The organism is Streptomyces sp. NPDC023541, from assembly GCF_055559995.1.
Genome location: NZ_JBVHJO010000018.1, coordinates 1 through 14,161, shown reverse-complemented (window position 1 = coordinate 14,161; position 14,161 = coordinate 1). Strand labels below are relative to the sequence as shown.

The following is a 14,161-nucleotide window of genomic DNA, read 5'->3' as shown; positions in this document are numbered from 1 at the left end:
CCGGTCCGGCCCCCGCCGGACCGGCGACCCTGGCCGCCGCGTCTCACACCGCCCGCTGCACGAGCTCGGCGATCCGCGCCTCCACCTCGGGCGTCACCTCGGTCAGCGCGAAACCGGCCGCCCACATCGGACCGTCGTCCAGCGTCGCCAGGTCGCTGAAACCGAGCGTCGCATAGCGCGCCTTGAACTTCTGCGCGCTCTGGAAGAAACAGACGACCTTGCCCTCCAGGGCGTAGGCGGGCATCCCGTACCAGAGCTTGGGCGCGAGGCCCGGGGCGTTGGCGGTGACGACGGCATGGACGCGCTCGGCCATGACCCGGTCCGACTCCTGCATCTCGGCGATCTTCGCCAGCACGTCCCGCTCCGCCTCAGCCGCCTTCTCCGCAGCCGAACCACGACGTGCCGCCTTCTTCTGCTCCAGAGCGTGCGCCTTCATCGCGGCCCGCTCCTCGACGCTGAACCCCTCGTACGTGCTGCTGGCGGTGCCGGCCATGGTCACTCCTTCAGTCGCTGGTCACGACCGGTTCGCTCTGCTGCCGGGCCGATCGCCGTGACCACAGACTGCCCCCGCCGGCCCGCACACCGCCTCCGTGCCGACCACGGAGAACACCACGGACCACGAGCCGGTGGCGGACCCCGGTGCCCGCCGCCCCCTCCCCCCTACAGGCCCCGTCCACTCGGCGCCGCGGGCGCCGCGACGCCGGCGCGCTCAGGCACAGGCCCCTCGGCGTGGCGCGGCGGCCCGTACTGACGGGCTGGTCTACATGTGGGGACGAGCCGGAACGGTCGGGTGCCCCGGACGGCGCCGACATGCGGCGAATCCGCGGCGACAGAGGGTGGTGGCGATGGGCCGGGGTGACTCGACCAGGGCTGTGGACGGCCCGGAGGCGGCGTTGCTGGAGGCCTTGTTCGGCCAGTCTCCCGTGGGCCTGCACGTGTTGGACACCGACCTGCGGATCGTACGGGTCAACACCGCCACGCCTGCCATGCGGCACATCCGGACGGGAGACGTGCTCGGGCGCCGCTTCGAGGAGGTCTATCTCCCCCTCCTCGAGGACGCGGCCGCGGTCGCGTCTCTCGTCCGGGGGGTGCTCGACAGCGGCCACTGCGTGGTGGGGCATGTCGTGCAGGCCCACCCCAAGCCCGGTCCCGGGGGGCAAAACTTCTACGAGATGTCCGCATTCCGCCTCCAGACACCCCCCGGAGAGGTCCTCGGCGTCGCGCTGCTCGCGGTGGACGTCAGCGAGCGGGAGAGGGGGCGGGCACGCGCGGTGGTCCTGAACGCCGTACGCCAGGAGGTCGGGCGGTCCCTCGACGTGGTCGCCACCTGCCAGGAACTGGTGGACACCCTCGTACCGGCTTTCGCCGACGTCGCGGTCGTCGAAGTGGTGGATGCCGTCGTGCGGGGAGAGGAGCCCCAGCCCTCTCCCCTCGCGCCGGGCGTGCCCCTGCGCCGGGCCGCGTTCCGCAGCAGCGGCGACGCAGGAGCCCACGAGCCGCAGGCCCACCCGCTGGGCGACGTACGCAGCCTGCCTTCCCCCACTCCGTACACACAGGCGCTCGCCGACCTGCGGCCCCGGGTGGTGGCACTCGACGGCGACCTGCCATGGCTCGCAGCCGACCCGGACCGGACCGACGCGATCCGCCGGTCGGGGGCGCACTCCGCTGGCCGTGCGGGGCAACGTGCTGGGGCTGATCAGCCTCTACCGCACGCGGCAGCCGGTCGGCTACGACGAGCCCGACGCCGACCTCGTGCTCCAGCTGGCCGACCACACCGCCCTGTGCATCGACAACGCCCGCCGCTACACCCGAGAACACACCATCGCCGCGACGGTCCAGCGCAACCTGCTGCCCCGCCGCCCCCTCTCACGCACCGCACTGGAGACGGAGCACCTCCTCGTACCCGCCGAAGGAGTCGGCCAGTGGTACGACACCATCGCCCTCTCCGGAGCCCGCACCGCACTGGTCGTGGGCACGGTCGCCGGCAGCGGCATCCACACCGCCACCGTCATGGGACAGCTGCGCACCGTCATCCGCTCCCTGTCCGCCTTCGACCTGCAGCCCGACGAACTCCTGGCGCGGCTGCACGGCACCGTCGCGTCCCTGGCAGCCGAGCGCGCCGGCCTTCCGCCCTCCGACCCCCTTCACCAGCAGGCACTCGCAGCCAGCTGCGCATACGCCGTGCACGACCCGCTGAACAGGACCCTCACCGTCGTGGGCGCCGGCTCCGCGGCTCTCACCCTGATCCCACCTGACGGCACTGCCTGCGCACCGGAACTCACTTCCGGCTCGCCGCTGGGCGGGCCGGAGCGAACACCCTTCGCCGCCTCACGTTTCGACGTCCCCGACGAGAGCCTCGTGGTGCTCTCCACCCGCCCCATCCCGGCCCTGGAAGCGGTCGGCCGCTCCCCGGGCACCGACGGCCGCTCGCTCGCAAGCCTGCGCGACGATGTCCTCTACGCGCTTCCTGCCGAGAGCCGCGCCACGCCCACCGCGGTCCTGTTCGCCCGTACCCGTGCCTTCCCCGCCGAGAACGTCGCCACGTGGCGACTCCAGGCCGCGCCCACGGCCGCGGCGGCCGCCCGGCACCATGTGCGCCGGCAACTCACCACGTGGAACGTGGACGAGGAGACCGCCCACAACACCGAACTCATCGTCAGCGAGCTGGTGACCAACGCCGTCCGCTACGGCAAACCCCCTCTGGAGCTGCGGCTCATCCACGACCGCACACTCGCCTGCCCGCACCTGCGCCACGCCGGTCCGGCCGACGAGGGCGGCCGCGGCCTGTTCATCGTCGGCGAGCTCGCCGACGACTGGGGCGTGCGCTACAACGAGCACGGCAAAACCATCTGGACCGAACAGGCCCCCCGCACCCCGTGAATGACGAGGACGCCGGCAAGCCGCTTGGGCGGGGATGGGACCGTGGACCTCCTGACCGTCCTGCTCCGGCGGCGCGATCCTCTTCGCCCCGGCCTGCCCCGGCGGCCGGCTGCTCCTGCGGACCCGCCGCGGCTCCCTGGTCCGAGCCCGGTTGGTCCCCGTGGTCCTGCACCGCGGTGCTCCTTTCGGAGGACATGGCACCGAAGGCGCTTACACCGCGGCGTAGGAGGGGGATGTGCGCGGGTATGACCAGCAGCGACGGAGACGGGCCGGACCGCGTCCACATGCGGCCCGAGGGCGTCGGCGATGCCACGGTGGAGGCACTGGGGTCGTTGTCGAAGGCCTTGGAGACGGTGGAGCGGGCCCGCGGTCACCTGTACGGATTCCACCAGCTGACCGGGACGGCGGACCTGGAGCTGGACCGGGCGGTGAGGCTGCTCCGCGACGCCGGCCACGACGAATGGGCCGACCGCGTCGAGGAGGAGATCCTCGGCCGCAACGTCATTCCGGGCCATTGGACCTTCCAGATCGTCGAGGCGTACAACCGCACCTACTACGAGCCGTTCCGCGCCCTGGAGCGAGCAGCCCTGGACGCCATGGCAGCAGGTCGCGACCACCTCTACGAAGCGGAGATGCAGGAAGCACGCCGTACCGCCGGGCACCCCGACCACACCGCCCGCCTCCGTGCCGGGGAGCTCGGGCCCGGAACGTAGCGGCCCGTCCCGCCGCGCGGGCAGCGGCGCCCACTCTCGACTCCACCGCGAGGCGCTCTCGCAGCGACGAACGGCGCTGCGCCCACCGCCCCCGCCGGCCGGCTCTGCGGCGAGTGCCACGGCTCACCGCCGGGGACGGGCGCCTCATCATCGGCGCCCTCAACCTCCCCCGCCCGGACCCCACCCCCCCACCCCCTCACGACGGAAGGCGTCCGCCTCCTCGAGGCACTCCTCCCCACGGCCACGACGTCCGTGCTGACCCGGAGCCGGGAGCCCCTGCGGCCCTACGGCAACATCGCCGCACCCGAGCCGCCCTCTGCACGAAGGCCGCTCCGGACACCGCCGCCGGCATGCTTGCCGCCACCGCCCCGAAGGGGCCGGCCCACGGCGGCGACGGGAGCGGCGCCGGCCTCCCGGACCCGGCGCCGGGGCCGGTGCAGACGGCGCCGCAGACGGCTGTGCCGTTCCGGTGTTCCGCAGCGGGGGCCGCCGCCCGTGACCAGCCGGGTCCCGATGCGGTCTCACAGGCCGTTGGTCCGGTCACGCATCCTGCCGACCGCGGCCAGGGTGCGCAGCGCCGCGGCCTTGAGGTGCGGCCGCTCACGCACGAACCCCCGGACGGCGCGTGGCGGTTCGTGGCTGAGCCAGTGCAGGGCCGCCCCGGCCCCGGCCCGCAGCACGGCACCCTCGTGCACGATCAGCTCCCGTGTCTTGAGGGAGTCCTTGTAGGCGGCGTCGCCCCTGCCGAGATCGAGCATGCCGATCCCGGCGGCCGCGGCGGCCTCGATCATGCGGAGGTAGAGGACGCGTCCGGGACTGAACGTGGCGAAGCTGCGGTCGTAGGCGGGGAACCAGCACGACAGCACGGTGCGCGAGCGCAGACCGAAGTGCGCGGCCACGGGCCGCCCGCCCGCGTAGAGAACCGACAGCAGGCCCGAGCAGGCCGGTGTCTGCGTGGCGGCAAGCATCCGCACCAGGTTGTTGATCCACTCCTGGGCGAACCGGTCGCGCCGGCCGGACCGGCGGTACTGGGCGGACTTCCACGCCATCAGCGTCCGCAGGACCGCCGGATCACGCTCGTCGAACACGAACCGCAGCGGCCCGGCCTGCCGGGCCAGGCGGCGTTCCTGCGCCCGGGTCGCCTTCAAGAAGGTGCGGGAACCGGCCCGGAGCAGGCTTTCGTAGCCCGCGTATCCGTCGGCGAGGTCGATGACGGGCGAGGCGAACCGCCCGGTGGCGAAGGGCAGGAACAGGTCCTGGCCGCTTTCGAGGTGGTTGAACTCCCAGACGGACAGGGAACTGGCACGCAGCAGCTCGTGCGGGTCCACGGCCACACCGGGGCGCAGCACGGCCCCCTGGCAGTCGGACACACCCAGGCCGATGGCACGGCCGCGGCCCCACCGGCCCCGCTCGAAGGGAAAGAAGCCGGCCGGCTCGCCGTCCTGGCGCACCACCGCGACCCTGGCACCCTGCCGGACACGGCCGATCGCCTGGCAGAACTCCGGGCTCATGAAGGGGTTAGCCTCCGGCGCCGTACTGGCTCGCAGTTCGCCCCACCGCTCCAGGTCGGCCGGGCTCAGCTCGGCAGGGCGAATCACGTCGATGCGTTGAACGGTCACTACGGCTCCTGATACGTCGAAATGCTCACCGGGCCTGACCGGCTGCCAGCACACGAGTGGCGGGCTGCGGCCGGGCCGGGGCGCGCTCCCGGCCCCGTTGGCAGCGGCCGGAGACGGTGTGCGGGGGCGCCCTACGGTGTTGAACGACTGTCGGAGTATTAGGCAGTGGCGGGCCGGGGCCGCCGCCGCGGAGCACCCCTGCGACGGCGTTCGCCCAGTGCAATGCCACCGCCGCGAGTGCCGGTCCGAACCGGTGGCGCCCCGAGCCCCGGCGGCAGTTGTTCACCTGCCGGCCGTGACGGCACGCGCCGAGCCGGCGTCGACATACCTGCTGGTCGTGCCGCGCGCCGAGTCCGTGCGGCAACCGGTCGACATGAGCACGGGCCCGGCCGCGAGGCCTCGCCGGGGGCAGAGGTCGGCGGCCGGCCGGCGGGCGACACCGGAAGAGGCCGAAGAGATGTTCGGCGGCTTCCGGATCGTGCGGTGGGCGGGAGTTCGCCGAGCCGCACCCCGCGGGGGAGCGAGAGCGAGTACGACGGCGCGCCGGCTCTCCGCCCACTCCCGGCAGGGTCCGGTGAAGGCGGGGGCGACTCGGGATTCGGCCATGAGGCCGCGCAGCTGCGCCCGGTCCTGCAACTGGTGCCGGCGTGCCCTCGTGCCCGACGTGGGCCGGCGGCGGAACCCGACGTGCCGGCGAGTCGTCGGGCGGCGGCCGGTGGCGGTCCGCACCACCTCGCCCCCGGCCGCCTCCGCCATCGGTCCCTGCAGACCGGACGAGGAGGGGGCCGCCGTGCCTTCCCCGCCCGCTACGGCCGGCCCCGGCCGCTGCCTTCGCTCCTGCGGTCCGGGCGGCGTCGCGGCTCGCCTGCAGCAGCGCCAGGGCGGTGGCGGAGGAAGCCACCTGTATGTCCGTGGTCAGCTCCGGCCACCGCCCGCGCAGGAACGCGGCCTCTTCCTGGAGGAACCGTCGCTCGGCCAGCAGGACACCCTTCTGGCTCTGCTGCCCGTGCGGGGCGAGTCCGGGAGGCAGCGGCTGCGGTCGCATGTCGGCGTGGAGGAGCAGCAGGGCCGTATGGCGCAGGTCGGCCTCGCCCGCGGCGGTCTCCAGGACGGTCCGGTCGCGGGCGGGGTCCCCGACCGCGGCGGTCACCGGGCCACCGCGGGCCGGCCAGTCGCGCAGCACGGTCACAGGGCAGGACGCGCCGCCGGCGACGCCGAAGGCCACCGAGCGGTTCAGCAGCCGGGACAGACCGCGCCCGGGCGGCCCCACGACCACCAGCCGAGCTGTTGCGGCCTGCTCGATCAGTGCGGCGGACGCCTCCACCTCCCGGACGAGCGTTTCGACCGGGAGGCCCGGGAAGTCGGCCCGGACCTGCTCGGCGTGCGAGGCCAGCCACTGTGTCTGCGCCGGATCCTCGACCCCGGCGTGGAGGAGGCGCAAGCCGTCCGCATGGCGGATGACCGCTTGGCGTGCGGCGTAGACGATGACACGCGTGGCCTCCGGGCCGGGTTCGACGCCCGCCAGGACGAAGCCGCGCCCTGAAGGCGCCGGACCGTGTGCTGCCCGCTCCATCCGGACCTCCCGCAAGGGCCGCCGGGACACGCGCCGGCTCGGCGGTTGCTTTTCTCGCTGTGCCCCTGCCCGGCGGTCTTCGGCGTACACCCCGCCGCCGCGCGGCCCTCGAGCATCCGGAGCGCCCCTTGCCCGGCGCTCACGTGCCTCCTTGAGGCGAGCGGCACGCACTCTTTCCCGGCGCGGGTCCGGGACCGCAGCGCCGCCGTGCCATCCCGCAGCTGCCGGCCGACCGGACACTAAGCGGATAGATGATCCGATTGTGCTACGGTCCAGGAAGTGAGGAAGTGGATGAAGTATCCGTATGGCTGGGTGGAGGATGGCATGACGAGGACAGCTGTGGTCACGGCGGGGACGGGCGGCATCGGACTCGAGACGGCTCTGGGACTGGCCGACGCCGGATTCTCGGTCACCGTGGTCGGACGCGACACCGACCGGGGCGCCCGGGCGGTCGAGCGCATCAGCGCGACGAACCCGGCACACCCCGCCCGGTTCCTGCCGGCCGATCTCGGCTCGCTCGACCAGGTGCGCACGCTCGCCGAACGGATCGCCGCCGAGCACGCCGCTACCGGCCGACCGCTGACCGTGCTGGTCAACAACGTCGGGGCGATGTTCCCGCAGCGGCGGACCCTGGACGGGCTCGAAGCATCGTTCGTCGTCAACCACCTCTCGCCCTACCTGCTGACGGAACTGCTGCTGCCCACGCTGACGGCCGGCGCCCCCAGCAGGATCGTGAACGTGACCTCCGGCGCCGCCGGGCTGGGAAAGCGGTCCTTCGACGCCGTCGAGCCCCCCGGCGGCTACTACGGCTTCCACCGGTACGGCCGCGCCAAGCTCGCCAACCTCGCCTACACCCTCGACCTGGCCGCCCGCCTGGAAGGCACCGGTGTCTCCGTCTTCGCCGCCGACCCCGGAGGCGCCGCGACCGACATGACCAACGGCACCCTGGCCGACCCGAAGATCGTCTCCCCGGCCCTGCGGCTGCTGTGGCCGCTGGTACGCCGCACCTTCGAACGCTCCACCTCGGGACCGGCCTCACTCGCCGCCCGCCCCTCACTCGTCGCCGCCACCGACGACGCCCTCCAAGGCCGGACCGGCATCGTCATCGGCGCCCGGACACACCCCGTGCCGCCGCTGCGCGCAGCCACAGACCCCCGCGTCGCCGAGGACGTGCGCCGGCTCAGCGAACGGCACGCACCCCTCACAACCGCCTGACCGCCGGACGACGGACACCGGCGGCGGCATCCGGATGAGCCATCCGATTACCATGCCCCCTATGACGACGCCCCTGCGCAAGGACGCAGCCCGCAACTGGGACCGGATCGTCGCTGTCGCCCGCGCCCTGGTCGACCAGGGCACACCCCTGCAGCTGAACGACGTCGCCGGCCGCGCCGGACTCGGAGTCGGCACCGTCTACCGGCACTTCGCCACCCCCGAGGCACTGCTGGAGACCGTCGCCGCTCCCTGCCTGGAAGCCCTGGCCGCCCACGGCCGGCAGGCGCTGGCCGACCCCGACCCCTGGCACGCGCTCGAAGGCTTCCTGCTCCGCACCCTCGAAGCCCAGATCACCGACGCATCCCTGGGCCCGGTCGCCGCCGCAGCCACCGACACCCTGCCGCGCACCACAGAACTCAAAAGTGCGCTTCAGTCAGCCGGCACCGCACTCCACGAGCGGGCCCGCGCCGCCGGAGCCGTCCGACGTGACCTGGCCGCCGCCGACCTCGTCCCGCTCATGTGCGGCATCGCCCACGCCGTCAACGTCCACGGCGGCACACCCGCCGACCGGATCGACACCGCACACCGCTACCTGGCCACACTCCTCGAAGGACTGCGGACCACACCCCACGCCTGAGACCACCCGCGCCGACCAAAGGAACCCTCCAGGAGCCCTGGACGGCTGCGGCCGGCCGGCGGCACCCCTCCGAGGCACATCCGCGGCCTCGACCCTGGTGCCGGGAGCGATCGTTCCACCCGTCGGCGCCACCGCCTTCGTTCAGGGGGTGGTTCCGGCGTTGTCGAGCCGATTGACGCGCGCTACGTTCTCTCGGTCCTCCGCGTCCGCGCTCGCCTCGGCGGCGAACCAGGCGTCGAGGATCTCCTTGAGCAGCGGTTCCGAGGTCAGGCGCAGGCTGAGCGCGAGCACGTTGGCGTCATTCCAGCGACGCGCCCCGTCCGCCGTGTAGGCGTCCGTGCACAGGGCCGCGCGTACGCCCGGAACCTTGTTCGCTGCGATCGATGCACCCGTACCGGTCCAGCAGCAGACGACCGCCTGGTCCGCGTTCCCGGCGGCCACCTCGCGGGCCGCCGCCTCCGAGCAGGCTGCCCACTGCGGATCATCGCCGGGGCTGAGCGCCCCGTACGCCATCACCTCGTGTCCGCGGTCGCGTAGGTGCCCGAGGAGTGCGCGAGCCACCGGTTCGTCCATGTCCGAGGAAACAGAGATCCGCATGCTCCGAGACTAACCAGCCGGGGCATCACCGTCGCCGCAAGCCGAGGACACATGCCAAGGGCCCGACACCGGATCAGGCGGCGAAGGGGTCCGCACGGCGGTGCCGAGCAAGGGTCCACTCGCGAAGTGGCTGAACTCGATCGGCCTGCGAGCGGCAGGCGCCGCCTGCTCACATGTCCGGCAGAACGAGGATGACTTCGGAGAACTTGAGGCCGTGCCGATCAGTCACCAGCCCGCACGGGCAGCCCAGGGTCACCACATGCCAGTCGCAGACCACGGTCCATGGGCCGTCCGCATGCGCGCATCCGGAGCAGCGGACGGTCTTGGCCGTCCACACACCGTGGGCAGGTCTCTCGTAGTGCCGGAACCGACCCTCGTACTGGACCTGCCAGGAAACGGCTGCGGGCGTCCGCGAACTGGTCCCGGACGGAATCGGGGCCGCCAGTGCGGCGAACAGCGCGATCAAGTCGGGCAGGAGGGCTTCGCCCGCATCGGCCGGCGGTACCGGCAAGCCGTCTGCCGTGCCCTGGCCGGTCGGGTAGCGCGGAGCCGCCGCAGCGGCCGGCGGCTGGGGCGGCGAACCACGGCAGGAAGGCGCGAGCGACAGCGGCCAGGAGGGCCGCGGCTGGTGGACTGACCTCACCTGCGTCGAGGAGGTGAACTGCGGTGCGCCAGATCCGCTGGAGCCGCCGGTCTCGGTCCGCGGCCCGCGCCCGTGCACTGCCGGCCCTGCTGGCGGGGAGCGGGGCGGAGAGGCGGGCAAGGACCCTGGCCGCCGCGGCCGTGTCCGCCGCGGCGGGGAGCCATTCCCCGGCAGCCAGCAGCTGCCCGGCGCGGCCCGACTCGCGTGTCAACGCACCTGCCGGCAACCGTGGGGTACTGGAGATCGCCACTGGAGTCTCCTGCCTGCCGGACACTGCATCCCCCGTTCGTCGCGTGTGCCCGTCACCTGAGCCGCGGACATCACACCACATGCCCAGGCGGGAGTGGACGGGCACGCAGTGGCCTCAAGACGGGCTGATCGCTCATTTCGGCGCCGCGGCCCGCCCGCCAACATGAATGCACAGCTCGACAGTTCCCGTGCGCATCGGGCGGATCCAGTGCTCAGTCACAACAGTGCTCAGGTCCCGGCGGTCGTGGAAGCACACACGCAGTTGAACTGTTGCCGCGCCTGCGCGACCGCCGGATTTCGGTCGTACTTCGCCGGGTGCACCAGGCGTCAACGGCACCGCGCCCTGTCCCACGACCCCGTCGAGGGGTGGTCGGCCGTGGCAGGCCCGCCCCCGCTGACCGGCGATGATTGATGCGGGCGGGCTGGGCAGTGGCGTCCGCAGGTTTCTCGGGGGTGGGGCAGTGATCGAGGTCGGGCAGCAGGGCGCGTTCAGCGTGAACAGTGTCGGCATGGAGCGCCGACCGTTCCCGTTGAGCTTCAGCGTCCGCGAGGCCGAGGGGGTGTGGCGGGTGAGCGCCGGCGCGGCCCGGGCGGGTGAGCTGGCCGACCTGCTCGTGGCTGTGGCGAACGACGCGGTCGCGGTGGTGTCGCTGGAGACCAACTCCTACCTGGACGAAGACTGGCAGACGCTACAGCCCTCGCTGATCGCGGCCGAGCTCGGCGTGCCGTGCACGGTCCACCCTCTCGGATCCTGGGCGTCCGGCACATACGGACTCGCGGAGGAGTTCCTGGTGATGGACCGCGACCTCCTGCCCCGTCTCCTCGACGGCACCTGGTCGCCGTACGAGCTGACTCTGGTCGACGTGCCCGCCGACGTGACCCCGGAGCAGCTCGACGAGCTCGCCCTCGTGCTCGGCACGACCAGCGTCGGCGAGCCGCTCCTGAACCGCCTGGGAGACTCCCGGTTCTGGTTCTCGGGCCACGACGACTGCTACGTACTCCTGGAAACCCTCGACCCCGCCCTGCCGGCCGCGGTCCTGGCACGGCTGCTGACCCTGCTGGCCGGCTCCGCCCTCACCGAACTCGCCGAGGAGTCGTTCTCGCGTGTTCCCGAGCCCGGGCCCCGCCTGCCTGAACAGCTGATCGCCACCGCACCCCACTGGATCGGAGCCCTGGGCAACGTCACCGAGGATCAGGTCACCATCGGGCTGGCTACCCTGCCAGACCCCTGGCGGCTGGGCGTCTCGTTCCCGCAGCAGGCCGACCTCACCGCGACGCTCGACGTACGCCACGGCACCTGGCGGATCACCCCCGCGGAGTGACACGAGGAGCCACCCCGCCGAGGTGCCGGGGGTGGCAGCGGTGGCAGGTAACGCAGCTACGGAGCGGCACCGGGAGGTAGAGCCGGGCCGGGTCCAATGCTTGTCTTCCTGACCGGACACGGGGCACCACCGGACTTGTCCCACTGCCCGGCCGGCCAACTGCACCTCTCAGCCTTCGCGCCCGTTGTGCGACTCGGCACGCTGCGGAACCGCGCCAATCTGTGTGGCGTTCGGGCTCCCGACCTCAAGACCAGGGCGGGGACCCGGGCCACCCTTCAGTCGCGGCGCCTGACCGGCTCTCCGAGCAGCTCGGTCAGTTCCGCCTCGACGGCGGCGAGCAGCGGGGGCCCCCAGACGGTCAGCGTCTGTTCCCAGGGGTGGCCGAAGGTGCCCAGGCGGAGGTCGTCGGTGAGGTGGAGGTAGTAGTCGCCGTCGGGGTAGGTGCCTTTGCCGGGTCGGGGCGGCCGTCCAGGGAGGTCGGTGCGGCGGGGGTCGTAGCGGTAGCCGTCGTGCTGCCAGTGGAGCCAGTGGACGAACTCGCCGGGCTCGGTGGCCGTGAGCAGGCCGCGCTGGACGATCGCGTCGATCCGTTCAGGGAGGGCAGGGAGGGGCCGGTGGTGGGCGTGCAGATGCCAGGCGGCGGAGGGCACGGGAGCGCTGATCGCGGGCAGGGAGGTGGTGCTCGGCTTGAAGTCGAAGACCGTGTAGAAGCGGCCCCACAGCGGAACGTCGTCGAGGAGCCAGTCGAGGAACTGCGCGGAGCGGGTGGTCTCGGGGGTGCCGGTCGGGCGCCAGTGATAGGAGCGGACGGTGGCGGCCTCGATGAAGCCGGCCTTCAGAAGCTGCTCGCGCAGGGGGCCGCCGGCCTCGGCCAGGAGGGGACGTGAGCTCCGCGTGCGCCAGTGGGCGGTGCAGTCCTTGACGAAGTCTGCGTCGTCGCCGCTCAGCCCACCGACGATTTTGAAGGGGCGGGTCAGGTCGGCGTAGACCCAGCCCACGGCGGTCACCTCGCCGTGCTGCAGGAGGACGTCAATGTAGATGTTGCCGTGCTCCGAGGCGCCGTCCGCGATCATCTCCGCGTAGGGCACCGCGTGCGGACCGGGGGAACCGACGGCGATCTCCCAGGCCCGTTCGGCCTGCTCCTGTACCTCGTACAGGCTGCGGAGCCCGTTCCGGGGCTCCGCCACAACACCGGGCTTCTCGCCCGGCAGCTCCTCGGCAATCAGCACCGAACGCTCCCAGCCCCCAGTGAACCCCGCCGCCGTCAGCGCCGGGCCCAGGTCCGGCGAATCATGCCCGTACACCTTCCACTCCACCGGCTCGTCACGATCCGAGAAGGCTTCCTGCTGGCGGCGGACCAGGCTGGCGATGTCGGTCCCGGGCGCGAGGGCGGCGTGCTCGGCCGTGCCGTGCGTCCCGTAGTGCCGGCGGACGACCGGCCCATCGGTCTGGACCACCACCCCGACCGGATGCCACGAGGGGACCTGTCCCCGCAGCCCGTCGTATTCCGTCCACCGCTCGCCCATGTCCATGCGCGGGAGACTAGACGGGGGTCGGAGGCGTCCCGACGTCAGGACCTTGGGGGTCCACGCCTCGCGGCAGTTTCCCTACCCGACCGTCCGTATATGCATACACGCAGTTCATCCTCTGGCCCCGCCTGCACGCTCCCGTAAAAGATCTCCGCGGCTCAGGAGGTCTTGCCACTCACGTATGGGACGTGTTGTGCACGGGAGAGTCGGGCTCTCCGATCTTGTCGCAGGCGGCAGTGCGGGCTGGGCAGAATCGGGTAGACCACCTACCGTTCGGCTGTGAGCAGCTCTTTTCAGACGATCGTGGACCTGGAAGCGACCGCCGAGGACGCCGTCGCGCACGGGGAGCGGGTGGCAGCGTGGCTGGTCGGCGAGGGAATCGTGCAGCTGCCGGATCACTGCCCCGGCCCGCGGTGGGAGCGGGTGACGGGATGCCGAGAAGCGAGCGGGAGCGAGGGGCTGACCGTTGTCACGGGGCGGACGGTGTTCTTCTCGCCGCAACAGAGCGGACCCCCGGTTTGTCCGGACTGCGCGGCGGCATTCGGGGATGGACACCGCGAGGTGTTCTCGCCGGTCATGAACGCATGGTGGAACACCGGCAGGGGCGAAGTGCCGTGTCTGGCGTGCGGACGCGTGGTGCCGTTGGCCGCGTGGGAGTGGGCTGGAGACGGGCTTGCCTTCGCGTACCTGGGATTCGAGTTCTGGAACGGGCCCGCGTTGCTGCCGGAGTTCGTTACGGAGCTGGGCCAGGCACTCGGGCACCGGACCCGGTTGGTGCGAGGAAGGATCTGAGGACTGTCTCGCACAAGGGCGTACGGCCGCCTGCCTGCCGCATCCGGGCAATCTGCCGTGCCCCGCGCCGTCCACGCGACCCATTTTCCGCTCCGCCGGCCAGACCGCAGCCCTTCGAAGCAGGCCGCGGTGATCGGCGATATCGGCGAGTCCGAGGCACCGGCGATGCACACGTCCATACGGCCCTCCGCGATGGCGTGCACGGCTTTCCTCCACACCTACAACCACCACCGCTGCCCCACCGCACTGAGCGGACACCCGCCCATCAGCCGCGTCAACAACCCTGCGGGTCGATACACCTAGTACTGCAACGGTCTTTGGGCTGACTGGTTGGCTGCTTCTGGTGGTGTGTGTCCGCGTCGTTTGTAGTGGCTGATTCGGGCCTGGAACTG

Annotated in this window: 12 protein-coding genes and 3 pseudogenes; 8 read left to right on the top strand and 7 right to left on the bottom strand. The window is 72.3% G+C overall.

The genetic code is table 11. The annotated features are described in order from the left end of the window. Window positions 1–43: 43 nt before the first annotated feature. Window positions 44–493 carry an iron chaperone gene (locus ACZ3X1_RS31070; RefSeq protein WP_467282024.1) on the bottom strand — a complete coding sequence of 150 codons (450 nt, stop codon included), beginning with the start codon at window positions 491–493 and terminating at the stop codon, window positions 44–46. A 271-nt stretch (window positions 494–764) separates the two neighbouring features. Between ACZ3X1_RS31070 and ACZ3X1_RS31065 the strand changes: the two are divergent. The 3 genes and pseudogenes from ACZ3X1_RS31065 to ACZ3X1_RS31055 all read left to right on the top strand — a co-directional run. Next, window positions 765–1,196 (top strand): annotated as a pseudogene (locus ACZ3X1_RS31065) (PAS domain-containing protein); the annotation flags it as partial. Between the two features lie 475 nt (window positions 1,197–1,671). Next, window positions 1,672–2,880, top strand: a complete 1,209-nt coding sequence (locus ACZ3X1_RS31060; protein WP_467282021.1) for a SpoIIE family protein phosphatase — start codon at window positions 1,672–1,674, stop codon at window positions 2,878–2,880. Window positions 2,881–3,125: 245 nt separating this feature from the next. Further along, window positions 3,126–3,593, top strand: a complete 468-nt coding sequence (locus ACZ3X1_RS31055; RefSeq protein ID WP_467282018.1) for a hypothetical protein — start codon at window positions 3,126–3,128, stop codon at window positions 3,591–3,593. A gap of 521 nt (window positions 3,594–4,114) precedes the next feature. On the opposite strand, the gene ACZ3X1_RS31050 is transcribed toward ACZ3X1_RS31055, so the two are convergent. Both ACZ3X1_RS31050 and ACZ3X1_RS31045 read right to left on the bottom strand, forming a co-directional pair. Continuing rightward, complete coding sequence (locus ACZ3X1_RS31050) at window positions 4,115–5,212, bottom strand: GNAT family N-acetyltransferase (RefSeq protein WP_467282015.1); 1,098 nt, start codon at window positions 5,210–5,212, stop codon at window positions 4,115–4,117. A gap of 25 nt (window positions 5,213–5,237) precedes the next feature. Further along, window positions 5,238–6,785, bottom strand: coding sequence for a universal stress protein (locus ACZ3X1_RS31045; protein ID WP_467282013.1), 1,548 nt, complete (start codon window positions 6,783–6,785; stop codon window positions 5,238–5,240). 324 nt (window positions 6,786–7,109) lie between these two features. Between ACZ3X1_RS31045 and ACZ3X1_RS31040 the strand changes: the two genes are divergently transcribed. Together ACZ3X1_RS31040 and ACZ3X1_RS31035 are read left to right on the top strand one after the other, a co-directional pair. Next, window positions 7,110–8,000, top strand: a complete 891-nt coding sequence (locus ACZ3X1_RS31040; protein ID WP_467282011.1) for an SDR family NAD(P)-dependent oxidoreductase — start codon at window positions 7,110–7,112, stop codon at window positions 7,998–8,000. A gap of 61 nt (window positions 8,001–8,061) precedes the next feature. After that, entirely contained in the window at window positions 8,062–8,637 is a 576-nt protein-coding gene (locus ACZ3X1_RS31035) for a TetR/AcrR family transcriptional regulator (RefSeq protein WP_467282008.1), read from the top strand. Window positions 8,638–8,778: 141 nt separating this feature from the next. On the opposite strand, the gene ACZ3X1_RS31030 is transcribed toward ACZ3X1_RS31035, so the two are convergent. Then, window positions 8,779–9,234, bottom strand: a complete 456-nt coding sequence (locus tag ACZ3X1_RS31030; protein ID WP_467282004.1) for an RpiB/LacA/LacB family sugar-phosphate isomerase — start codon at window positions 9,232–9,234, stop codon at window positions 8,779–8,781. A 169-nt stretch (window positions 9,235–9,403) separates the two neighbouring features. Beyond that, entirely contained in the window at window positions 9,404–9,700 is a 297-nt protein-coding gene (locus ACZ3X1_RS31025) for a hypothetical protein (RefSeq protein WP_467282001.1), read from the bottom strand. A gap of 935 nt (window positions 9,701–10,635) precedes the next feature. Between ACZ3X1_RS31025 and ACZ3X1_RS31020 the strand changes: the two genes are divergently transcribed. Beyond that, complete coding sequence (locus tag ACZ3X1_RS31020) at window positions 10,636–11,448, top strand: hypothetical protein (RefSeq protein ID WP_467281999.1); 813 nt, start codon at window positions 10,636–10,638, stop codon at window positions 11,446–11,448. 275 nt (window positions 11,449–11,723) lie between these two features. Here the strand turns inward: ACZ3X1_RS31020 and ACZ3X1_RS31015 are convergent, their stop codons facing one another. Then, window positions 11,724–12,980 carry a DUF2716 domain-containing protein gene (locus ACZ3X1_RS31015; RefSeq protein ID WP_467281997.1) on the bottom strand — a complete coding sequence of 419 codons (1,257 nt, stop codon included), beginning with the start codon at window positions 12,978–12,980 and terminating at the stop codon, window positions 11,724–11,726. Between the two features lie 276 nt (window positions 12,981–13,256). Here ACZ3X1_RS31015 and ACZ3X1_RS31010 point away from each other — a divergent pair, with 276 nt between their 5' ends. Continuing rightward, window positions 13,257–13,769 (top strand): hypothetical protein, encoded by a 513-nt coding sequence (locus ACZ3X1_RS31010; RefSeq protein ID WP_467282252.1) that lies wholly within the window; start codon window positions 13,257–13,259, stop codon window positions 13,767–13,769. A 101-nt stretch (window positions 13,770–13,870) separates the two neighbouring features. On the opposite strand, the pseudogene ACZ3X1_RS31005 reads toward ACZ3X1_RS31010, so the two are convergent. Next, window positions 13,871–13,975, bottom strand: a pseudogene (locus ACZ3X1_RS31005) (beta-ketoacyl synthase N-terminal-like domain-containing protein); the annotation flags it as partial. Here ACZ3X1_RS31005 and ACZ3X1_RS31000 point away from each other — a divergent pair. Continuing rightward, window positions 13,965–14,072: pseudogene (locus ACZ3X1_RS31000) on the top strand (IS481 family transposase); the annotation flags it as partial. The pseudogenes ACZ3X1_RS31005 and ACZ3X1_RS31000 overlap by 11 nt on opposite strands. Window positions 14,073–14,161 lie beyond the last annotated feature (89 nt).